24 protein-coding genes are annotated in these 22168 nt (G+C 44.7%); 19 read left to right on the top strand and 5 right to left on the bottom strand.

The features are described 5' to 3' along the window. Positions 1-26 precede the first annotated feature (26 nt). The 3 genes from FHS68_RS18000 (at position 27) to FHS68_RS17990 (ending at position 3462) form a co-directional block, all read left to right on the top strand. The gene (locus FHS68_RS18000; protein ID WP_208408343.1) at positions 27-1142 is read left to right on the top strand and encodes a glycosyltransferase family 4 protein; all 1116 of its coding nucleotides are present in this window, start codon (positions 27-29) and stop codon (positions 1140-1142) included. 140 nt (positions 1143-1282) lie between these two features. Continuing rightward, on the top strand, positions 1283-2152 hold the full coding sequence (locus FHS68_RS17995) for a helix-turn-helix domain-containing protein (RefSeq protein WP_167272775.1): 870 nt from the start codon (positions 1283-1285) through the stop codon (positions 2150-2152). Between the two features lie 176 nt (positions 2153-2328). Next, positions 2329-3462 (top strand): epoxide hydrolase family protein, encoded by a 1134-nt coding sequence (locus tag FHS68_RS17990; protein WP_167272772.1) that lies wholly within the window; start codon positions 2329-2331, stop codon positions 3460-3462. On the opposite strand, the gene FHS68_RS17985 is transcribed toward FHS68_RS17990, so the two are convergent. From FHS68_RS17985 to FHS68_RS17975, 3 genes are all read right to left on the bottom strand, one after another. Continuing rightward, positions 3454-4509, bottom strand: coding sequence for a phosphatidylinositol-specific phospholipase C1-like protein (locus FHS68_RS17985; protein ID WP_167272771.1), 1056 nt, complete (start codon positions 4507-4509; stop codon positions 3454-3456). The two genes, FHS68_RS17990 and FHS68_RS17985, sit on opposite strands and share 9 nt — an antisense overlap. Before the next feature lie 175 nt (positions 4510-4684). Then, complete coding sequence (locus FHS68_RS17980; protein ID WP_310588599.1) at positions 4685-4966, bottom strand: TIGR03643 family protein; 282 nt, start codon at positions 4964-4966, stop codon at positions 4685-4687. 18 nt (positions 4967-4984) lie between these two features. Further along, on the bottom strand, positions 4985-6193 hold the full coding sequence (locus FHS68_RS17975; protein WP_167272768.1) for a glycosyltransferase family 2 protein: 1209 nt from the start codon (positions 6191-6193) through the stop codon (positions 4985-4987). Positions 6194-6315: 122 nt separating this feature from the next. Here FHS68_RS17975 and FHS68_RS17970 point away from each other — a divergent pair, with 122 nt between their 5' ends. Then, on the top strand, positions 6316-7425 hold the full coding sequence (locus FHS68_RS17970; protein ID WP_167272766.1) for an acyl-CoA dehydrogenase family protein: 1110 nt from the start codon (positions 6316-6318) through the stop codon (positions 7423-7425). Positions 7426-7435: 10 nt separating this feature from the next. On the opposite strand, the gene FHS68_RS17965 is transcribed toward FHS68_RS17970, so the two are convergent. Continuing rightward, positions 7436-8824 (bottom strand): glycoside hydrolase 5 family protein, encoded by a 1389-nt coding sequence (locus tag FHS68_RS17965; RefSeq protein ID WP_167272763.1) that lies wholly within the window; start codon positions 8822-8824, stop codon positions 7436-7438. A gap of 151 nt (positions 8825-8975) precedes the next feature. Here FHS68_RS17965 and FHS68_RS17960 point away from each other — a divergent pair, with 151 nt between their 5' ends. The 11 genes from FHS68_RS17960 to FHS68_RS17910 all read left to right on the top strand — a co-directional run bounded on the left by FHS68_RS17960 (position 8976) and on the right by FHS68_RS17910 (position 19359). Continuing rightward, positions 8976-9527, top strand: coding sequence for a YciE/YciF ferroxidase family protein (locus FHS68_RS17960; protein WP_167272762.1), 552 nt, complete (start codon positions 8976-8978; stop codon positions 9525-9527). A 19-nt stretch (positions 9528-9546) separates the two neighbouring features. Next, entirely contained in the window at positions 9547-11736 is a 2190-nt protein-coding gene (locus FHS68_RS17955) for a catalase (RefSeq protein ID WP_167272759.1), read from the top strand. 123 nt (positions 11737-11859) lie between these two features. Continuing rightward, the gene (locus tag FHS68_RS17950; RefSeq protein WP_167272756.1) at positions 11860-12210 is read left to right on the top strand and encodes an ArsR/SmtB family transcription factor; all 351 of its coding nucleotides are present in this window, start codon (positions 11860-11862) and stop codon (positions 12208-12210) included. 29 nt (positions 12211-12239) lie between these two features. Continuing rightward, the gene (locus FHS68_RS17945) at positions 12240-12677 is read left to right on the top strand and encodes an SRPBCC family protein (protein WP_208408342.1); all 438 of its coding nucleotides are present in this window, start codon (positions 12240-12242) and stop codon (positions 12675-12677) included. A 19-nt stretch (positions 12678-12696) separates the two neighbouring features. Then, positions 12697-13143 carry a nuclear transport factor 2 family protein gene (locus FHS68_RS17940; protein WP_208408341.1) on the top strand — a complete coding sequence of 149 codons (447 nt, stop codon included), beginning with the start codon at positions 12697-12699 and terminating at the stop codon, positions 13141-13143. A 134-nt stretch (positions 13144-13277) separates the two neighbouring features. Further along, positions 13278-15917 (top strand): phosphoenolpyruvate synthase, encoded by a 2640-nt coding sequence (gene ppsA, locus FHS68_RS17935; RefSeq protein ID WP_167272754.1) that lies wholly within the window; start codon positions 13278-13280, stop codon positions 15915-15917. Positions 15918-16008: 91 nt separating this feature from the next. Beyond that, positions 16009-16380 (top strand): hypothetical protein, encoded by a 372-nt coding sequence (locus FHS68_RS17930; protein WP_167272751.1) that lies wholly within the window; start codon positions 16009-16011, stop codon positions 16378-16380. 173 nt (positions 16381-16553) lie between these two features. Beyond that, a complete protein-coding gene (locus FHS68_RS17925) occupies positions 16554-17435 on the top strand; it encodes an SDR family NAD(P)-dependent oxidoreductase (RefSeq protein ID WP_310588594.1) in 882 nt (293 codons plus the stop codon). A 12-nt stretch (positions 17436-17447) separates the two neighbouring features. Then, positions 17448-18374 (top strand): helix-turn-helix domain-containing protein, encoded by a 927-nt coding sequence (locus FHS68_RS17920; protein WP_167272749.1) that lies wholly within the window; start codon positions 17448-17450, stop codon positions 18372-18374. A 94-nt stretch (positions 18375-18468) separates the two neighbouring features. Further along, complete coding sequence (locus tag FHS68_RS17915) at positions 18469-18843, top strand: VOC family protein (RefSeq protein ID WP_167272746.1); 375 nt, start codon at positions 18469-18471, stop codon at positions 18841-18843. Between the two features lie 21 nt (positions 18844-18864). Beyond that, positions 18865-19359, top strand: coding sequence for a hypothetical protein (locus FHS68_RS17910; protein WP_167272744.1), 495 nt, complete (start codon positions 18865-18867; stop codon positions 19357-19359). 39 nt (positions 19360-19398) lie between these two features. Here the strand turns inward: FHS68_RS17910 and FHS68_RS17905 are convergent, their stop codons facing one another. Continuing rightward, complete coding sequence (locus tag FHS68_RS17905) at positions 19399-20025, bottom strand: hypothetical protein (RefSeq protein ID WP_167272741.1); 627 nt, start codon at positions 20023-20025, stop codon at positions 19399-19401. A 255-nt stretch (positions 20026-20280) separates the two neighbouring features. Here FHS68_RS17905 and FHS68_RS17900 point away from each other — a divergent pair, with 255 nt between their 5' ends. The 4 genes from FHS68_RS17900 (at position 20281) to FHS68_RS26790 (ending at position 22127) form a co-directional block, all read left to right on the top strand. Then, positions 20281-21045, top strand: coding sequence for a PIG-L deacetylase family protein (locus tag FHS68_RS17900; protein WP_167272739.1), 765 nt, complete (start codon positions 20281-20283; stop codon positions 21043-21045). Next, entirely contained in the window at positions 21038-21637 is a 600-nt protein-coding gene (locus tag FHS68_RS17895) for an SAM-dependent methyltransferase (protein WP_167272736.1), read from the top strand. Before FHS68_RS17900 ends, FHS68_RS17895 begins: the two co-directional genes overlap by 8 nt. A gap of 95 nt (positions 21638-21732) precedes the next feature. After that, the gene (locus FHS68_RS17890) at positions 21733-21936 is read left to right on the top strand and encodes a type II toxin-antitoxin system HicB family antitoxin (protein WP_167272734.1); all 204 of its coding nucleotides are present in this window, start codon (positions 21733-21735) and stop codon (positions 21934-21936) included. 53 nt (positions 21937-21989) lie between these two features. Further along, complete coding sequence (locus tag FHS68_RS26790) at positions 21990-22127, top strand: type II toxin-antitoxin system HicA family toxin (protein WP_208408365.1); 138 nt, start codon at positions 21990-21992, stop codon at positions 22125-22127. Positions 22128-22168 lie beyond the last annotated feature (41 nt).

Genomic DNA, 22168 nt, shown 5'->3' with positions numbered 1-22168 from the left:
ACAAATTTCCACCGTCGGTGGGGGGTATGGAAAAGCAGAGTTTTGAGCTCATTACAGGGATGCAGCGGCATTGTAATGTCCATCGCATTGTCTATGACGGAGCAGGCAGCAGGGTACTTTTTTTTCTGCAATTGAGGAAAAGGATCCTGCAAGTGTGCCAGCAACATCCCAAAATACAGGTTATCCATTTTAATGATGCCCTTTTGGCTACATTCTGTATCTGGCACAAAGGATATGAGCACCTGAAACGAACCGTAACACTGCATGGTCTGGACGTTGTCTTTCCCAGCGGGATTTACCGGAAACACGTCCTTCCAAAATTCAATCAATTTGACCATTTAATAGCGGTAAGCCGCGCCACGGCGGACCGCGCGATTGCCCTGGGAATTGCAGCAGATAAGGTAAGCGTTATCAGCAATGGAGTGGACCAAAGGAGTGACGATTCCCATAATTTGTCCTGGCCAAAGCCCGAATTTTTGAAACAGTATGCCATTCCGCCTGGCAAGCTTATCCTGCTTGCTATTGGTCGACCGGTTAAACGAAAGGGCTTTTCGTGGTTTATTCGTGAGGTAGTTCCAAAGCTGAATGGTTCGTTTATCGTTTTGTTCATCGGGCCGTTCGACAAACAGCCGAAGATTCTGGAACGTGTATTGTCGGTTGTGCCTGAAAACCTGCGTCAGAAAATTATGCTTTTTCTGGGTTTCGGTTCCGATGCCGGTGCAATCCGGGAATTACTGGATATACCAGGGGCCGACGGACAGGTAAGGCACCTGGGCCGCCTGCCGGAAGAGCAGAAGCAAGCGATACTAAAATTTTCAGACGCTTTCATTATGCCAAATGTGTCGGTAAATGGTGATATGGAAGGCTTTGGCCTGGTTTGTCTGGAAGCAGCCCTGGCAGGAGCCACCGTATTCGCGGCGAACATCGACGGTATTCCCGACGCCATTCAGCACGAAAAAAATGGTTTTTTGCTACCCATTGAGGATTCAAACATTTGGGCTTCTAAGCTTAATAAGCTGATAGCAAATCCCGAAGGTTTTGAGGCTCACAAAATGAACTTCCAACAATTCACCATGGACAATTACAGTTGGGAAAAGATGGTGAAAGCATATTACGAGCTGTTTCTCTCGCTTCGGGGTTGATTAGTTAGAGGCCAATTGAGGCTATTGAAATGGCTTGTGAGAGCTAGTGGAATTAAGGCGACAAGCCTGTAATTGAATTGAAAAATTGCTTTTAATAGTAAAAACAATGTCATTGCCTTGCCAACAAGTACATAACCGACATGCAGCAAAAACTTAATCTAAAATCCTTTAACCTGTACGAGTTTTTAAAACATCAGAATTCAGAAAGCCTTTATGCCCCATACTTTTTGGCCGACAAACAAACTTATAAAAATGCCCACGTCAACTTTCCCTTCCGAACATCTACCTATGGGCTGGGAATCACGTATTCGGGTGAGGGAGACGTATTCACGATCGGCAGCACGGATTATCTCGTGAAAACCGGATGCCTGATGACAATAGGGCCGGGGTTGGTTTGCCAATGGAAGGGTAATTATACTGCGGAACACGATACCGTTTATTTTACAGAAGAATTGTTTAACGGTATGCAAAGCAGTTCCTTTTTACAGTCAATGCCGTTTTTTTTTCACGGTGGTAAGCATGTCATCAGTTTGACAGCCGACCAGACCGACAAGATGGCTTCGCTATTTAATTTATTGAAAGAATTAAAAGACCAGCCAAGTGCCATCCCGGGCATTGTGTATGCGCTGTTGATGTTGACCGATTCCTTTCATACTAAATTGGACGGGAAGCCTAAAAACGGTTCTATTTCAAATGGGGAAAAAATCACGCAGACATTCAGAAGGTTGGTTGCTGAGCATTTTCCGGAGCATAAGGAGGTATCCTACTATGCAAATGAACTCAATATTACATCGAAATATCTAAGCGAAGTTTTGCAGACTGAGTTAGGAAAAGCAGCGAAGACATTTATTGACGAATATGTGATGATGGAAGCTAAAAGTTTGTTAAAACAGACCAGCTTATCCATACAAGAGATATGTTATTGGCTGGGTTTTGAAGATGCCTCACATTTCAACAAGTCGTTCAAAAAGCTGACAAACACGACGCCCACCGAATACCGCCGGAGGTAAAATTTCTCACTGCAGTTTTTACCATTATTCCCGCCATTCTTCCTAGCAAAGCCTTCTTTCGCAGTAATACCTTTGTTTAGTAAAATAACTGGCGGCCGGAAAAGGCTTTTCGCTTGTTACGCTTCATCACGATTAAGCCAACTTATTTCTTATTTATAAACAAAAAGATGTCAACAATGGAAAACACGGAAATATTCAAAGTATCAGTCCCACAACAAGTGCTTGATGATTTAAAAAGCCGTTTGGAAAATACCCGCTGGCCGGGCGAAGCAACAGGCTCGGGCTGGACCTTCGGCACCAGCGAGGCATACCTGAAAGAGCTGGTGAAATATTGGCTCACCGAATACGACTGGCGTAAACAGGAAAAAGCGCTTAACATATATCCTCAATACATCGCCAATGTGAATGGGGTGAAGATCCATTTTCAATATGTCAAAGGAAAAAGCGAAAACTCAAAACCACTCGTATTGACACACGGCTGGCCCGACAGCTACTACCGATTTCACAAGATTATTCCGCTACTGACCGAAGGCGTACAGAGTTTTGATCTGATCATCCCATCCATTCCAGGGTTTGGATTTTCCGATAAAACGGCTCTCACGAGCGAAGCGGTTGCTGATTTATGGAAAGGACTCATGACTGAAAATCTAGGCTATGAGAAATTCTATGCAGCTGGCGGGGACGTGGGTATGGGTGTAACCAAAGCATTGGCGTCCAAATATCCCGATGTGGTGGCCGGCGTCCATTTCACTGACCTTGGTTACCCAATGGGACAGGAAGACCCTGCTACTATGACTGAGGCCGAAAAGCAATTTGCAGAGTTTGTGCAGGAGTGGTGGTACAGCGAAGGGGCATATGCGATGGTACATTCCACCAAACCGCAATCGCTCGCATATGGACTGAATGAGTCGCCTGCCGGATTGGCATCCTGGATTATCAGCTTTGGCACTGCGGGTGCTTCTCCGGATATCCTGGAAGATGCTTTCGGAGGAAAGGATGAATTGCTCACCAACATCATGATCTACTGGGTTACGCAGACAATTGCTACTTCTATGCGGATGTACAAGGTGGATGCCGCAGCACAATGGAGCGGGGCCGAACCTTTACAGAAATCCGACGTACCTTCCGGCGTTGCAACATTCCCTCGGGAAGCCCAGTTTCCCAAAGAATGGGCGGAACGCTTTGTAAATGTGGTCAGCTTTACGAAAATGAAAGAAGGCGGTCACTTTGCTGCCCTGGAAGTGCCTGAAATCTTCGCGGGAGAACTACAAACCTTCTTTTACGGCATTGATAAAAAGTCCTTAAAATAGCGGATTGGGCCGGAAATAGGTGCCACCTTCAAAGCTGACGGAGTAATCCGATTTGAAATGCGTGCTTTTCATATAATAATCGGTGGTGATGATCTGCGCACCGGAGTTGCAGGCAGCTTCAAATGAACTCCTGTCATTGACACGTGCTTCCCGGGTATCTGAGTCGGCGCGGGTGCGGATGATATAACCTTTTTTGACAAGGTCTTTAATTTCTGCTGCTCTGGGGTTATTCCTGATCATCATACCTGCCTCAGGTGTGCCCGGAGCAGCGTTTACAAACATGGTCCGTCCCGTCAAAGATGGATGTCCTGCAACATACAAATCCCGTTTTGCGCCGGAGTCGTCCAGAATGAAGAGATACCTACCTTTTGAGTTTTTCAGGGTTGGCCAATCATTTTGAAGAACAGCGCTTTCCAGATTTTCATGCTTGCCCCTTACCATATCAGGCGTGATGATGTGATCTTTGCCAAGGTTGTCCATCAGGATCTTATCCAGCTCGTCGAAGTTTTTTGCTGAGACTCCTTGCACTGCTGCTGCCACACCACTGCCCTGCGCCAATGGACCTTTCACTTCCAGAGTGACGAAAATGGGGCTATGGTCGGGATTTGCATCAGACCATTTTCTCAGATCTTCTAGGCAATCAATCAATGTGAGGTAATGACTGCGGAAATCCAGATCTGGAACATGCAGAATTTTAAATCCGGGTTGTTTCATTTTACCCTCCGGATCATATGGCTTTTGCCCAGGGGCCATGTCAAGACCTTTCGGATGCGCATATTTACCGCCGTTGTCATCGGGATATACGTCTATTTCAAGATTGCGAAGGCCTAGGTCAAGCTGCCGGGTGATCGGGATATGCTCGTAGTCGATTTTGCTGACTGAAACAGAGTCTTTTCGTTGAAACACACTAAACAAAACGGTATCAATTGCTTGCTTGTAACTATTATGAGATCCGATGACCTGGATCTTGTTGATCGGTAAATCTTCGTTAGTTTGACTTACGGCCGGCAGGCTGAGAATTAGAGAGAGCCCAGCAAACAGTTTCATAGTAGCAACCTTTGTTTTTTCACGTGTCATAAATAGTTTCGCCTGTTTCCAATTGCAAAGTTAACGTTTGCAGCGCCGGATGGTTGGGGTTAATAATAAGATAACACAGCATTGGTTTGATACTACCGAATAGAACGCCGTTGCAGCGTGTAACATGCTTAAGCCAATCCCTCAATCACAGATTGATAGGGCGTTTGCTGATTTTGTTTGCGCTGATTAGCTTCTGCAAGCTGGATTTGAACCGGTAATCTTGGACTTCTGACAATTTTAGATGCTTTGTAACCCGGCCCTGAACGCGCTTCCGCCACATTCTGAAACTGCTCGGCTTCATTTCCCGGCGCATCAGGGTTATTACCTGTTGTTCGCTTAACCCAAACTGCGCCTTGATTACATCAAAAGGCGTTCTGTCTTCCCAGGCCATTTCAATTACACGATCAATCTCTTCTGGTTTCAAAATCTTTTAGTTTTCAATTAATCACTTACGGCTGGATATATTACGCTCCGGCAACCGAAGTTGCAACTGACTGGATATCCTGAATATTTCATTTTTTAGCTGTGGTATTGCTTTCACCACATCCACCGCTGGCCAGGTCTCCGACCAGCCTTCCTTTTCTATTCTTTCTTCAACGCTTTCCCAGAGCTCGCCAAAATAACGTTTAGTTCCCATCTGTTCTTCAATCCAGTAAGGTTCCAAACCAAGCAATGAGCCAATTTGGGCTAACGTTTGAGGATTGGTAAACTGGGCATTCCACACATCGCGAAGCGTTTTTCTTGCATTGAGTTTCAAAATCAGCGATCCCACTGGCTCCACCATCAGCGGGTGTCTGTCCGCGGTCATTTCACCCCATTGTTTGAGCTGGATCGATAACCCAAAATCGACCCTTCCCTGTATTCTGGCCGAAGTTGAAACCTGGACGAGCGGACTTAGGCGGATCTTGGCGTCTACCCTGATCAGCGATTTATGAAAGGCCATATCTTCTAAAAACGGTACAACCGGCAATCGGCCGCTCAAATCATACATCCGGCAAGTAACAGCAAAGCTGGCCCCAAAACATTGGAAATGCCTGGGCCATCTGTCGTTAACAACCGGGTCTAACAAGTCTTCAACCCTGGATACCAAATATTTATAAGTAATGTCGCGCAAATAATACAGGCGGGAAATACTCTTATCGGGCTTTGTCAGGATCCTGCCGCCTACCACATCATTGCCCTTCCTAATCTCTGTCAAGGTCTGGTATAACCAATGATGATCTACTTCCGAATCGCTATCCGTGCTCGCAATAACACCCTCAGGTTTGTTGATAATCGAAAAGCGTTCATAGGCAGCATCCATCAGCAGCCGTCTTACCGTGCCTATATGGGCTACCGGAGCAGGTAATTTAATATCTTCAATATGAAGGTTAAAACCTGGATGTTGTTTCTGGTACGACCTGGCCAAAACAACCGACTGGTCTGAACAATTGTTGGCCAGCAACAATACTTCATAGTGTTTGTAGGGGAAGGGTTTCCCCGAGCAATCCATTTGTAATCGCAAGGCATTCAATGCTTTGACGATGTTATCCTCCTCATTGCGAACGGGGAGTATGACACAAATCTTTAAGTTAGGGTTTGCCGGGCAACTGCTGAAAAGGTCTTTATTTATCAATAATTCCGGCGATTGCCGTGCCGCGAAAATTTCAGTCATGTAGTGAATAAATGTGTTCGTGGCCTCTCTATTAAATCCATGCCATTTATGTGATGCGGCAACTTTTAAAGCCTGGGTATGATAATGATAGTAAGCATTGCGTATCAGCTACTGGCATTTAAATGGACATTCTCTCTCGAAGATCACTTATAGAACAACTTAAAAAACATGCTCAGGCAAGCGACCGGGAGGGGGCATTCCCAGAACAGGAATTTGAGTTGGTCCGCAAAGCAGGACTTCTGGAAATGTCCTTGCTGGCAAATCCGTATCGATATAAAGAATTCAACACCAGCCAATTAATTGATGTTCTTATTATGCTGGGATCAGCCAGCCTTCCTGTGGGCAGAATATATGAAGGCCATGCAAATGCACTGCTCTTGATCAGTTTATTTGGGGATCAACAACAAAAGGATACGTACTTCAGTGAAGTCTTTAACAAACAGTGCTTGTTCGGTGTTTGGAATACCCAGGATGGTGATGGCGTAAAGATTCACGACATCGGGAATGGAAAATACAAGCTTAGCGGCGCCAAAACCTTTTGCTCCGGCGCAGGATGGATTCAGCGCCCACTGATTACCGGAGAACTCATATCGACAAAGACAGAAGGTTGGCAAATGTGCATTATCCCGGAAGCAAAAGTGAAGGAAATCGTCTCGGACGCGAGTTTCTGGCAGCCACTGGGCATGCGTGCTTCTGCCAGTTTTAGAATGGATTTTTCAGGAATTGTTCTTGATCAGTCCGACCTGCTGGGGCCACCTGGCGCATATTATCAGCAACCGTATTTTTCTGGCGGCGCCATTCGTTTTGCTGCTGTCCAGCTTGGCGGGGCGATTGCGATGATGGAAGAAACCCACCGATTTTTGAAAGAACTTAACCGCACCGACGATCCTTTTCAGAGAGCAAGAATGGGCGAAATCGCTTATTTGGTTGAAACTGGAAATTTGTGGCTGGGCCGGGCTACACAAAAGACAGAATCTTCCGCAGATCAAACCGGGCAACTTCTTGCCTATATCAATATGACGCGGACGGTTATAAATGAAGTTTGTCTTAAAAGCATGCATCTGGCTGAATGCTCCGTTGGGGCAAGAGGCTTAATGCGACCTTATTCGCTGGAAAGAATTCATAGGGATTTAACAACATACCTTAAACAACCAGCGCCCGACGCAACCCTAACTTCAATCGGAAAATATGTATTCGATCAGAAGGATACCTCGTCACTATGGACAGATTGATGAAACCAATTCATAGCTGCCTGCGGATGGCCAGCGCCAGATTAGTAGTAGTCATTTGACATTGAATTGACAACTCTGCGTCCTGCTTTATAATGTTGTTACTGCTCAAAATGCCGGTAAGTGTATCCCAGAAATGAACGATATATGCGCCATCGGCAAGACCTGGTACCGATAATGTTAGCAGCGATTCATCGGCCGATGTCAGTATCCATACTATCGCCTGATGCGCATCCCCGCAGCCAAAAACCTGCACCTTCGGCCCAATAACGGAGATTTGATCATTCAAATTCTTCCGTTTGAAATTCTGCCAGTCGATCAGGCGGGCAAATTGTGCCAGGTTCAGCTGCGCCCGGCGCATGCCGTGCGTTAATGTGTGCGGATACCGGTAAGGCCAGCGCATACCACCACCCGCTGCTCCCGCCGCCAGGTGCGCCCATTGCATATGCAGGAAATAGAGATCATCAAATGCTTCCGGTAACCCGCGCCTGCGCCTGCGAAAATAGCTGATCGGCCCATGTTCAGTATCTAGGAAAGGGCGTCCTGGAGGGAGCAACTGCAATGCTTCTTTGACCATTTTCCCGGTTGTGACTGCCGCTGCGTTCACATTTCTGGGATAGTCTATTGAGCCCGTCTGGTAAAAATGGGTAGAGGCAAAGTCGAGCATTGGATGTCGAAAGATGATGTCGTCCATCGCATGCTTTTTTTGCAAAGGGGCAAAAACAGATACAGTTTGCGGACGGGGTTTTTTATACAAAAGCATTTCCTTTTCGCGAATGTGTGCGCTGATCTGGTCAATATATTGATATAGGTTTTCTAAACTCTTGCCTGCGTTCAGCGGGTTGATTTCATTCCATAAATCCCAACCGAAAATTACGCCGCTTGCACCCCAGCGCTCAATAAAAAAAGTGAAGCGGTTTTTGATAGCCATTATCATCCCCTCATCAGTAAGCCACTGCCATTTGCTTTTGCAAGGCCCGCCCGAAAGTGCATTGTATTGATGACATTTCCACCTTCTCGCCATCCAGAATGTGTCAAATGGGGTTAATAGGACCCGTATTTTATATTGCTCACAAAGCCGGAAAAGGTCATCCCAGAACTGGATCATATTAGGCTGAAATGTTCCAACCGGCTTTTCCAGATACCGGTTTTCAGTCTGGCCATATTCCATCATCATCCGGATGCAGGTAATGCCGTGGGCTGCGAGGTATGCCATATGGCCTTCAACCCGGGCAACATCCTTTCTTCTGAAAAGCCCCTGAAAGTCCGGCCAGGTGATCGCGTCGTTCTGTCCGATAGGGATCCAGCTATCTCCCTGTTCAGTTTCAAAGTAAGGAGCGTCCCCGCAAACCCTGATCCACGCCAATGGTTTGGGCTGGGAGGGTTGGGTTGAATTCAACATATAAAAATTAGAGATCTTTTGAAGTCGAAGGCAAGTAATCAATTTTATGCAAAGAAACTGCCCACGCTGAAGATTTAATGGGATAATACGGGGTTGTATTTTTGCCGGGAATACATTTTGTAGAGGGCAGGCAACTTAACCATCTTCAACTATGGACATCGAATCAGGCTCAGAGCCAAAATTTAAAACTAAAACATCGACAAAGGCGGAGCCTGCGTTAAATGAATTATTCCTGGATAGTCTTCGCGATATTTATTGGGCTGAAAATCACCTGGTAAAGGCACTTCCCAAGATGATCCAGGCTGCAAGTTCACCAAAATTGGTGCAAGCAATTGAAAATCATCTGGATCAAACCATTGAGCATGTAAGCAGGCTGGAAGTCATTTTTGACATGCTTGGAGAAAAGGCAATTGCCAAGAAATGCGATGCAATGGAAGGGCTTTCCAAAGAAGCCGAGGGCATCGTGGAGGGTACTGATGAGGGTACTGCCACCAGGGATGTAGGAATTATATTGGCCTCACAAAAAGTAGAACATTATGAAATTGCCACTTACGGCGGCCTGACACAACTTGCCAAAACATTAGGATTGGACGATGTGGCTGATATTTTGGCCCAAACCCTTGCCGAGGAGAAAAAAGCAGATGAGCTCCTTACTGAGGTAGCAGAAAATGAAGTCAATTACAAAGCGGCAGAAGAAGCCTGACCCACAATCAAAAATAGAAATGGCAACAAAAAAAGATTTGGAAAACCCGTCTTTACAGCCGGACAATGACAAGACATCAAAGCTAATGCCTCATACGGCTGATGGTAATGGTGAATTTTTAACTACTAATCACGGGCTTAGAATCAATGATGACCAAAATTCCCTGAAAGCTGGGGAAAGAGGTGCAACATTGCTGGAAGATTTTATACTTCGGGAGAAGATTACTCATTTTGATCATGAGCGCATTCCGGAGCGCATTGTACATGCACGCGGGTCGGCGGCACATGGTGTTTTTAAAGTTTATGAACCCATGGGCGCCGTGACCAAAGCTGGATTTTTGAATGATCCTGCCATTGAAACCCCCGTTTTTGTAAGATTTTCTACTGTCGCTGGCTCCCGCGGATCTTCTGATCTGGCAAGGGATGTGAGGGGGTTTGCAGTAAAATTTTATACCCAGGAGGGAAACTTTGATTTAGTGGGCAATAATATGCCCGTGTTTTTTATTCAGGATGCGATTAAATTCCCAGATCTGATCCACGCGGTTAAACCGGAGCCGGATAGTGAAATGCCGCAGGCCGCTTCGGCTCACGATACTTTCTGGGACTTTATTTCTTTGATGCCCGAATCCGCACATATGATCATGTGGGTGATGAGCGACAGGGCGCTTCCGCGCAGCTATCGGATGATGGAAGGTTTCGGTGTGCATACATTCCGTTTTGTAAATCAGGAAGAGGTATCAAGTTTTGTGAAATTTCTTTGGAAGCCACTTTTGGGCGTTCATGCTGTGGCTTGGGACGAGGCGCAAAATATCTCTGGAAAAGATCCTGATTATCACCGCCGCGACCTTTGGGACGCGATCGAAAGTGGTAATTTCCCAGAGTGGGAACTTGGCGTGCAAATCGTTCCGGAAGAAGATGAGTTTAAATTCGAATTCGATCTCTTGGATCCAACCAAGCTGATACCTGAGGAACTGGTGCCCGTGCAACGCATTGGCAAACTCACTTTGAACCGTAACCCGGATAACTTTTTTGCAGAAACCGAGCAGGTAGCCTATCACCTTGGGCATGTCGTTCCTGGTATCGATTTTTCCAATGATCCTTTACTTCAAGGAAGGCTATTCTCTTACACTGATACGCAGTTACTCAGATTGGGAGGCCCCAATTTCCACGAAATTCCAATCAACAGGCCTGTTGTGCCAGTGCACAATAATCAGCGCGATGGACACATGCGGCAGACGATTAACAGAGGAAAAACCAGTTACGGCCCCAATAAAATCGGTGACAACTTTCCTTTACAAGCCAAGGCATCCGAAGGTGGATTTACGACTTACCCCGAGCGGATTGATGCCAGAAAAGTGAGGGCTAGGAGCAAAAGCTTTTTCGATCATTTCAGTCAGGCGCGCCTGTTTTTCAACAGCCAGTCTGATCCAGAGAAGAACCACATTGTGGATGCATTGAGTTTTGAGCTGGGCAAACTTAAAACCGTAAGCATTCGTGAAAGGATGCTCGGGATATTGTCAATGATCGATAAGAGCCTAGCCGCAGAAGTAGCTTTTGCGCTTCGGATATCTGTTCCCCAGGATCCTGAACTTCCTATGAATCACAGCATTCCGGCAGATGGAAATCCGGCGGATTTTGATTCAGTTATCTTTAAAGGTTCTCTTATATCATCGGCTGCGCTAAGTATGGCGAACACGCCGAAGGATAGTGTTAAAACGCGGAAAATTGCATTCCTCGCAGCGGATGGAGTGGATGAGGAATCGCTTAAAACTGTCAAAGATGCGTTGGAAGCGGCAGGTGCAATTGTTGAGGTAATTGCGCCAAGGCTTAACTATATTATCTCTAAAAATGATGTAGAAATTCCTGTCGATCATAGTTTTTTGACTGCTGCTTCGGTGTTTTACGATGCAGTGTACGTGCCGGGGGGTACCAATAGTGTGGCTACCGTTGAGGCAGACGCGGATGCGGTACATTTTCTGAATGAGGCTTTCAAACATTGTAAAGCGGTCGCAGCTGATGCTTCGGCGATGCAGGTAGTGGAAGCAACCTATTTCAGCAAGAAAATCCCTGCTGAGTTTTCTGATGAAACTGTGGTTAGAGAGGGTATAGTAATTGGCGAAGATGCGGGGGTTTTGGTGGATAAATTTATCCTGGCCATTTCCCAGCACCGTTTCTGGGAGCGCGAAAAGCCAAGGAAAATTCCTGCTTAATTATTGGAGTATAAATGACGAAGGCTGATTGTTATCCACAATCAGCCTTTTTTGCATTTTTTCCATAGCTACTTGCGCAAGCAGATCCTTGCGCTTATATTTGCAAGCACTTACTTGCAGATTATGAAAGCCAGACGAGACGTATACCAGGCAATAGCCGATCCGACGAGACGTGATATTATCAATCTTATTGCAGCTCAACCTGATGTAGCCCGGCCTTACAATGTGAATACGATCGCAGAAAAATTTGATATGACCAGGCAGGCAGTTTCTCTTCATGTGAAAATACTGGCGGATTGCGGGCTGATTATGATTACAAAAAGCGGAAGGGAACGATTCTGCGAGGCGCACTTAGAGCAACTCGATGAAGTGGAGACCTGGATAGAACAATCAAAAAAACTGTGGACCAGGAGATTTGAAAAATTAGGTAGCTATTTGAAGGAAGTAAAAAACAAAAGCAATGAAGACAAATAAAGGAGACCTTTTGCTCACGCATGTGTTCGATGCCACGTGAGCTCGTTTTCGCGGCTTGGACGGACCCGGAGCAATTACAACACTGGTACGCCCCCGACGGATGTACCATTGAATATAGATCCATTGAAGTGAAGGCTGGGGGTGAATTTCATTCTTGCATTCACGATCCCGTGCATGGAGATTGCTGGATAAAAGGTGTTTATCATGAGGTGTCATCTCCTGAGAAATTGGTTCTGACGATGACGCTGAGCAATGAACAAGGGGATGTTGTGACAGCTAACAATGCAGGAAAGCCGGAAGACTGGCCACAGGCCATTGTCACTACCGTCACATTTGTTTCCATTGGTGAAAAAACCGAGGTAACCCTGCATCAGACTGTCGCAGAAAGTGAAGCCAGAAAAACAGGTGCCTATCAAAGCTGGTTCAGTATGTTCGATCGCCTAAATAACCTTTTAGTAACCCGCTAACTTTAAACATTTGAACATCATGGCTACACGTCAATTCATACAATTCATGTTGCTCTTCTTCACATTCATCCTGAGCAGCTTCACCAACTTTTCTAAACTTCAACCAATCCAGAACATGAGCAAAAACAAAGAGACGGTCACCAAATACATGGAAGGTTTCAATGCAACCGACCATGCGAAAATACTTTCCTGCCTGACGGAAGATGTCATTTGGGAATTACCGGGCGCATATCTTCACAAGGGTAAAGCTGCTTTCGATAAAGAAATAGAAAATGAAGCTTTTACGGGCAAGCCTATTATTAAAGTGACCCGGATGATCGAGGAAGACAATGTGGTAATCGCTGAGGGAACCGTCAAGGCAACAAAAAAGGATGGGACGGTACTTAACCTCGTTTTCTGCGATGTATTTGAATTAGAAGACGGGCTGATAAAAAAGCTGACCAGTTACTTGATGACAACCCCTTGAAAACCGGCTGGTTGTATGGATAACGTCCCTACTTTCTGCGGTATTGTGCATCAAAAACTATAGTTGAAAAACCGCGTTTTCATGCTTCCTTCCCCATATTTTTGGCTTTCCACATCATAAAAAGGCCACGAAATATGAACATTTACGTACGCGGTTTTCGGGAGATTAACAGATCCATGTTGTCCGTTGTCGGAGGTAAGGGTGCTAACCTGGGCGAATTGTCAAAGATCCCGGGAATATGGGTGCCTGATGGGTTTTGTGTTGCCACTCATGCATATCAAAAAGTAACCAAAAACAATCAGGAGCTCGACATCCTGCTGGACGCCTTATCAGGTCTCAAAGCAGAAGAGCGGTCTTCGGTCCGCGAGGTCAGTGCGAAGATCCGAGTGCTCATTGAAAGCATTTCTATTCCAAATGATATAGTTGACGAAATATCAGATTACCTCACAAAATTTGGTGAAGAGGATGCTTTCGCTGTACGGTCCAGCGCGACCGCGGAAGACTTGCCAACAGCATCCTTTGCAGGCCAGCAGGATACGTATTTAAACATTATTGGATTAAAGGCAATCCTGAGACACATTAGCAAGTGCTGGGCTTCGCTGTTTACCGACCGAGCTGTTACCTACCGTCTGCAAAATGGATTTGACCACCGAAAGGTTTATTTGTCAGTCGTTATTCAGAAAATGATTTTCCCCTATGCGGCTGGCATTATGTTTACAGCTGATCCTGTCAATGGTAATCGGAAAGTGTTATCCATTGATGCCAGCTTCGGTTTGGGTGAGGCACTGGTTTCCGGATTGGTGAATGCGGATCATTACAATGTTCGGGAGGGCAACATTATCGATAAAAAGATCTCGGCCAAAAAACTTGCTATCTATGCATTGAAAGAAGGCGGTACCAAAGAACAGGAGATTGCGCCGGAGCAGCAGCATGATCAGTCGCTAACCGATGAGGAGATTTTGGAATTGGCCCAAATTGGCAGAAAGATTGAAGCACATTTCGGCAGCCCCCAAGACATTGAATGGTGTTTGTCTGATGATAAATTTTACATTGTCCAGAGCCGACCGATCACTACTTTATACCCGATCCCCGAAGCAATTGACCCGGGGAATAACGTGCAAATTTACCTCTCTGTCGGTCACCAGCAGATGATGACAGATGCGATGAAACCATTGGGATTGTCGGTCTGGCTGTTAACAACGCCTGCATCCATGCGGACAGCCGGTGGAAGGTTGTTTGTTGATGTTACGTCGATGCTGGCTTCGCCCGAGAGCAGGCATACGATTATAGACACCTTGGGCAAATTCGACCCGCTCATCAAAGACGCCTTGACCACCATAGTTAACCGGGGATATTTTGAAGAATCGCTTGTCGATAATCAAAACGAACCGAGTAACGACAAAAGCAAAAAAGCTGAATCGCTCCCGAATTATAAGGCATTAAACGAATACGATTTGCCAGGCGGTCCGGCGGCAATCGTGTCTGATTTGATCAATCGTAGTCAAACAGGGCTGGAAGCATTAAAACAAAACATCAAAGCGAAATCAGGAACGGATCTTTTTGATTTTATCCTGGAAGATATCCAGCAATTGAAGAAGACTTTACATCATCCGCAAAGTTTTGATGTGATTATGACCGGAATGAATGCCTCAGCATGGGTCAATGAAAAAATGAATGAATGGTTAGGTGAGAAAAATGCTGCAGACACGCTTGCCCAATCTGTGCCGAACAATGTTACTTCCGAAATGGGGCTGGCGCTATTGGATGTCGCAGATGTAGTCCGTCCCTTTCCGGACGTAATTGAATTTTTGAAGTCTGCGAAAGACGATAAATTCTTGGAAGATTTTTTTCAATTAAACGGCGGAAAGGAAACCCGCAACGCTATCCATTTTTTCCTCAGCAAATATGGAATGCGATGTGCAGGTGAAATCGATATTACCAGGACACGCTGGGCTGAAAGACCAGCGACGCTTCTCCCGTTAATTCTAAGTCATATCAAAAACTTCGAGCCGAATGCAGGGGAACGGAAATTTGAGCAAGGGCGACAGGAGGCTTTGAAAAAAGAACAAGAGTTATTAGACCGCTTAAGACAACTACCGGACGGGGAACGAAAGGCGGAAGAAACAAAACGAATGATCGGCCTTATCCGGAATTTGAGTGGTTATCGTGAATATCCAAAATATGGTCTGGTCAATTGCTACTTCGTTTATAAGCAGGCGTTACTGAAAGAAGCCGGGCAACTTTTGGAGGCCAATGTTATTCGGAGAAGAGAAGACATTTACTATCTTACTTTTGAAGAACTTCGCGAAGTGGTCCGCACTAATAAAGTGGATGATCAGCTCATTGAAAAGAGAAAAGCCGAATACGAAACCTATCAAAAACTAACTCCGCCACGCGTTATGACGTCTGATGGCGAGATCATCGGAGGTTCGTATGCGCGGGAAAATCTTCCCGACAATGCGCTTGTCGGTTTAGCTGTTTCCTCGGGAATAGTAGAGGGGCGTGCACGTGTGACCTTGAAGATGGAGGAAACCGATCTGGAAGATGGGGATATATTAGTCACCACATTTACCGATCCAAGCTGGACACCATTGTTTGTTTCCGTCAAAGGTCTGATTACCGAAGTAGGCGGACTGATGACCCATGGAGCGGTGATCGCTCGTGAATATGGATTACCGGCAGTGGTCGGAGTGGAGAATGCTACGAAACTGATCAAGGACAGACAGCGGATCCGGGTGAACGGAACGGAGGGGTATGTAGAGATTCTCTCGTAACCTTGTTTCATAAAATCTTTGCACAAAATCAGGATTTATATTTATTTTTCAATCACATTTGAAACTTCAAACTTTAAACTACTAATCCACGATGAAAACTAAGTATCATTTTTTGATGGTCATTGCCATTGGTATTTTTTCAATTGCTGCGACAAGATCAATCACTGCCGACGACCTGGTAGGCACCTGGAAATATCTGATCAGCGACGTTCCTGCGGAATACGAATCGGGGTTTCTCAAATTTGAACAAAAAGATAACAAAACGGTAGGATACGTCGAGGCCGCTGAAAAACAGGAAGTTAAGGATCTGACCATGGATCAGGGAAAAGTAACTTTTTCAACTGAAAACCAGAACGGCGTGTTCAAATACAGCTTAGTTCAAAAAGGCGACACATTAACCGGCCTGATCTCATCTCAATACGGAGATTTCCCAATCAAAGCGGTCAGGGAAGCAAAGAAGTAGCCGATTGCGACAAGACTTGGATTGTTGATGCAAATTAGAAGATAGGTGCCTGTAAATCATTGGTTTGCAGGCATTTTTTTGGATTCTCATTTTGGCTACGAAAACCCGCGATTAGGCTACAAATGGCCAGCGGCCAAGGTAGACCTTTGTTGTACTTAAATCAAAAAATCAAAATGATGGCACAACAAGAAGAAATTTCAACCGCTGGCATTGCGCCGGCCACAGCTTTGGCTGATAAAGTATGGTTTATTACGGGCGCCTCCCGCGGTTTTGGACGCGTTTGGGCTGAGGCTGCGCTTGAACGTGGCGATAAGGTTGCGGCAACCGCGCGTTCGCTGGCAAGCATTGCCGATCTCGAAGAAAAATTTGGCGCAAATGTGTTAACGCTGGAGCTCGATGTTACAAACACCGAGCAGGTGAAATCTGCTGTGGCGCAAGCTCACGTGCATTTTGGAAGACTCGATATTGTGCTTAATAATGCAGGCTATTCATTGGTTGGTACGATCGAGGAAGCTAGTGCGGACGATGTTCGGGCACTTTACGACACGAACATTTTCGGGCCCCTTGCCGTTATCCAGGCAGCGCTGCCTTTGCTCCGTGAACAGGGTTATGGCCACATACTTGGCACTTCCAGTAATCTCGGGCACGTAGTACTTCCGGTGATTGGCTACTATTGTTCTTCCAAATGGGCGTTCGAGGCCATTCACGAAAGTTTGGCAGCGGAAGTCAAAGCGTTTGGGATCAAAGTAACGATCATAGAGCCAGGTGCTTATGCGACGGAATTTGGGAGTCAGGAGTCTTTAAAATTTGCTGCCGGAATGGACATTTACTCGGATTTTAAAGAGCAGTTTATCAACGGGATCAGGAACCTGGAAAGAGGCGATCCAGCCGCAACACCACAGGCGCTTTTCAAGATGGTAGATTCGCCCAATCCGCCGCTGCGGTTCTTTCTTGGAAGCCACAATTTGCCTTGGGTGCGTAAGGATTACGCTGAGCGGTTGGCAATCTGGGAGGAGTGGGAGGAAGTTTCAAACGCTGCTCAGGCGATAATTTAAAACTCAAACCAAATGAAAAACGAAGACGCCCCGTATAAATTCGACTCCTTATCTGAAATGCACCGGGCATTTGGTATGCCCAAGCCGCTGCATCCGCTGATTAGCTTGATCGATAATAGCAAAACGCCGATTGAACTCAGAAAGCTGCGACATTCGCATATGCTGACTTTTTATAAAATAGCCTTAAAAGGAAAACTCAGCGGAAAGTTGCGATATGGTCAGGATTATTATGATTTTGATGAGGGCGGACTTTTGTTTGCGGCTCCTGGCCAGATCATTGGTCATCAGGCCGATGACACTAATGTGACCGAGAGTTGTTCGCTGTTTACGCTATTGATTCATCCGGATTTTCTGCTGAATTACCCTTTGGCAAAAAAGATTCGTCAGTATGGATTCTTTTCCTATTCCGCCAATGAAGCATTGCATTTGTCGGACCAGGAAAAGGCTGTGATATTATCGCTTTTTGACATCATGAACGGAGAGTTGCGCAGCCGGATCGATGAATTCAGTCAAGATGTAATGATTTCCCAGATTGAATTATTGCTGAATTACGCAAACAGGTTTTACAAACGTCAATTCATTACCCGCAAGGCATCAGGCAACAATCTGCTGCAAAAGCTGGAAGAAATTTTAGACGAATATTTTAACGAGGAAAAGTCTATAAACCAGGGAATTCCGACCGTTCATTTTCTTTCAGACAATCTCAATATCTCTCCCAGTTATCTAAGTGATATGCTGCGTTCCCTGACCGGCCAAAATGCACAACAGCATATTCATCAAAAACTCATTGAAAAAGCAAAGGAAAAGCTTTCAACGACCAGCTTAACTGTGAGCGAAGTTGCCTACGAACTGGGTTTTGAGCACCCGCAATCATTCAGTAAGTTATTTAAGACGAAAACAAGCTTCTCCCCACTGGAATTCAGGAGATCATTTAACTGACAAATCCTGGTGTTCCTTACGGTCTCGCCGGGGCTGGCGTTTCAGGAAGGAAAATGTCAGTAAGTAGTGTATATTTAGTGAAAAACTAATCACAATGAAACGAGTAACAGGAATTGGCGGCATTTTTTTCAAATGCAAGGACACAGAGCAAATCAATGAATGGTATAAAACCCATCTCGGGTTAGAGACAAGCCCATACGGAGCGAAGTTTGACTGGATACAAGACGGAGACTCGGCTGAGAAAGGATATACGCTATGGTCCCCGTTTGCTGATAAGACCAAATATTTTGAGCCTTCAACAAAGGATTTTATGATTAATTATCGGGTTGAAAACATTGAAGCACTCGTAGAAGAGTTGAAAAGGGAAGGGGTGACTGTGTTGGATGAAATCGCGACCTATGATTATGGAAAATTTGTTCATATTCTTGATTTAGAGGGCAACAAAATTGAGTTATTTGAGGCAGCATAATGAATTAAATGTTAACCCGATATGGCAGAATATCAAGCAAAACCAAACAACTCATTAAATTTTGATTTGATTAAGGCTGAGAAATTGATTGGAAAACTTTCTTACAAAAGTTGGTTCAAATTTGACGCTTTAATTGAGCTGACAAACAACATCAATTATCAGGTCGAACCAAAAGGATTTTGGGGTACAACAATTGAACTCAAAGAAAGGGGACAGGTGCTATTAAAGTTCGAAATGAATTGGAACGGGAAAATTGTCATTCAAACTTTTCATCACCACGTCGAAAAAGGTTATGTTTTTAAACATAAAGGTTTTTTTAAAGAGTCATATACACTTGCGGACAAAGAAGGAATTGAACTTTTAATAATGAAACCTTCTGTGAAATGGAATAAAATGAGTTACGAGCATCAAATAACAACCTCGGATGATTTTGAGCTTTTATCTGACAAGGAAATGCTATTGATGATCTCCCTACATTGTGCAAATTATTATGTGTCAATGATGGGTTCATACTAGTATCTAAGCGCCTGCCTGAATTAGCTCTGCGATCGGGAACTAGGTAGCCATTGTAAAGCGCTCGTACGTTGTTGTTACAATTACTTCTTTAACCCCGTCACTCGTATAGAGTCTGCGCGTTGCAATTACAACAAGCTTCCCATCATTCAATACAGTGACGCTTTTAGGAGCTGACAGCTTGAATACAGGATCTTCAGAATCATCCGGAATAACGATCAACTGTTTGAGGTCTTCTGAGAAGCTGAATTCCCGAACGAGAACCTTCATATCGAAGTCGAACGTATAATCTTTGTTAAAGGGAATTATTGCTATTCCGTCCCAAACCTTTCCCTGTTCCAGCCGCAAAAACTGTTCGGGCCAATTTTGAATAAAGAGAAACGATGGTTTGGGAGTGGCATTGAACGATCTCGGAATATTGACCTGTGAATAAAATTCTGTCTGTGCCCCAGTTCGCAATTCATCTATTTCCGCTAATAAGTTTGTTGAAGGATTTCCATCGAAATTTACATCCAAAGCTTCACTAGCGACAGCGCTGACGATTTTGTATCGGCCATGAAATTGTTGGTAAAGCGCGTCCAGATCTTGTTCTGGTGGCAATGGCGTATCCTCAGATTTACAGCTAAAAAGCTGACTTAGAGCTAGTGCAAACAATAATATTCTTCTCATGGTACACTGATTAATATACCGAAAGTTACTTAAAGTAGATAATTGTGCATTTAATTTTGTATTAAGATATTGTTAAGTTGAACATTAACAGATCAATCATAGCACCCCGTACTTCCTGAGATTTTAAAGAGGCCATTGTAATGACTGTGTTATTAAATCATTAATATTTCGTCGGGTATGGTATTTGCTTTACGGCTGAGTTATCAAATGTTACTACACAGTTAATATGAAGAATCACATCAAGGCAGCCTTCTAATGGACAGCCAGCCGGTAGTGGATTTCGAGAAAAAAATGGCGGATGTACCTACCGTTCCAGCCAGTTCATTTGGAGATAGCATGGTCATTGCACCTCATGCAGATGATGAAACCTTGGGATGCGGGGGCACGGCAGCGCTGCTTTTGCGGGAAGGTTTTACTGTACAGTTTGTATTTGTCAGTGACGGAACGCTATCTCATCCCAATTCAAAAAAATATCCTGCTCCGAGGTTAAGGGTACTTCGGGAGCTGGAAGCTATTCATGCGGTGGAGATACTCGGCGGCAAAAAAGAAAATGTAGATTTTTTGTCTCTGCCAGATCGAAATGTCCCTCATGCTGACAGCCTTTATTTTGAATCTGTTGTGCGATTGATGATGGCCTGCATTCGGCAACATCAACCTCAGACCATTTTTATTCCCTGGCAGAATGATCCGCATCCAGACCATCGCGCCAGTTTTCAAATTCTAACTGAGGCCGTTTTGCGATTAGATGTCAAGCCCAGAATATTGCAGTATCCGATTTGGCTTTGGGAAATGGGCAACGTTAGGGATATTGAATTAATCTCGAAGATGCAGATCTGCGGTGTCGATATCAGGAACGTATTAGAGATCAAACGAAAAGCATTGGATGCACACCAGTCCCAGATCACCGATTTAATTGATGACGATCCGGATGGTTTCCGGTTATCCGAAGAAATGATTGCCCATTTTAGCAATGCAAGAGAAATATTTTTTGAAAACGAACGTACGATTTTTGATGGATGAAAATAAAAAGACGCTTGATGCTTCCTATTTTAACAATTTGTATACGCAAAATCAGGATCCCTGGAACTTCGAAGAAAGCGAATACGAGAGAAAGAAATACGACCAGACAATGCTATTCCTTCCCGACGGCGTTTATGCAAGTGGTTTTGAAATCGGCTGTTCCAATGGTTTGCTGAGCTCAATGCTCCGTCAAAGGTGCCAAAAACTGCTTGCGGTAGATTCAAGTACCATTGCTGTTGCAAATGCACAAAAACGACTGGCAGAATATTCGAACGTTACTGTCAGGGAAATGGAGATACCCAATGATTTTCCGGATGAAAAGTTTGATTTGATCCTGCTTTCAGAAGTAGGGTACTTTTTAAGTGAAGCAGATCTGCTCGCAGCGCGTGAGAAAATCAACGGTGCCTTATTGCCCGGCGGCAAACTGTTGCTGGTCCATTGGACACCGCTTGTAGACGAATTTCCGCTTACCGGTGACCAGGTACATGAAATTTTCATCAATACTTCGGGAGATGAAATGTCCAAGCCGCTGATCCATTTGAAAAATCAGACCGAACCGCAGTATCGAATGGATTTGTTTCAGAGGAGGTAGTAGAATGTGCTTTTTGGCTATTTTCAGCGAAATTTCGTGGATTTACGTTATTTTTATGTTTTAAAGAAGATATAAGTTGTTAACGCTTACAGCTCATGAAACTAACAGTTTTAATTGTACAGGGAGCCGAGTATCTGATAGGATCTATCAAGGAGATACCTGCGGTAGTTACTCAGGGAACGTCGCGTCAGGAAGTTTTGGAAAATATACAGGACGCACTTGAACTCTACATGGAAGATATGCGATCCGAGGAGGATTTTGGTAATGTCATCTCAAAAGAGGAATTCGTATTTGCCTGATGTCTATCAAGAGAAGCAAATTTATCAGGCATCTGGAATAAAATTCATGCTACCTGCACCGAAATGGTTCCAAACACGATATTTTCAAAAATGAGCTAACTGGTAAAAAGACAACAGTTCCCCGCCATCCGCAACTTGATCCATTTTTATGTGACGTAATCTGCAAGCAGCTTGAAATAGGTAAAATGTAGCAGTTCAGTTCGAGCGAAATCGTTTCTTTTTCTTTAAATAT

The organism is Dyadobacter arcticus, assembly GCF_011762185.1.
GTDB lineage: Bacteria > Bacteroidota > Bacteroidia > Cytophagales > Spirosomataceae > Dyadobacter > Dyadobacter arcticus.
This window is presented reverse-complemented; position numbering and strand designations above follow the sequence as displayed.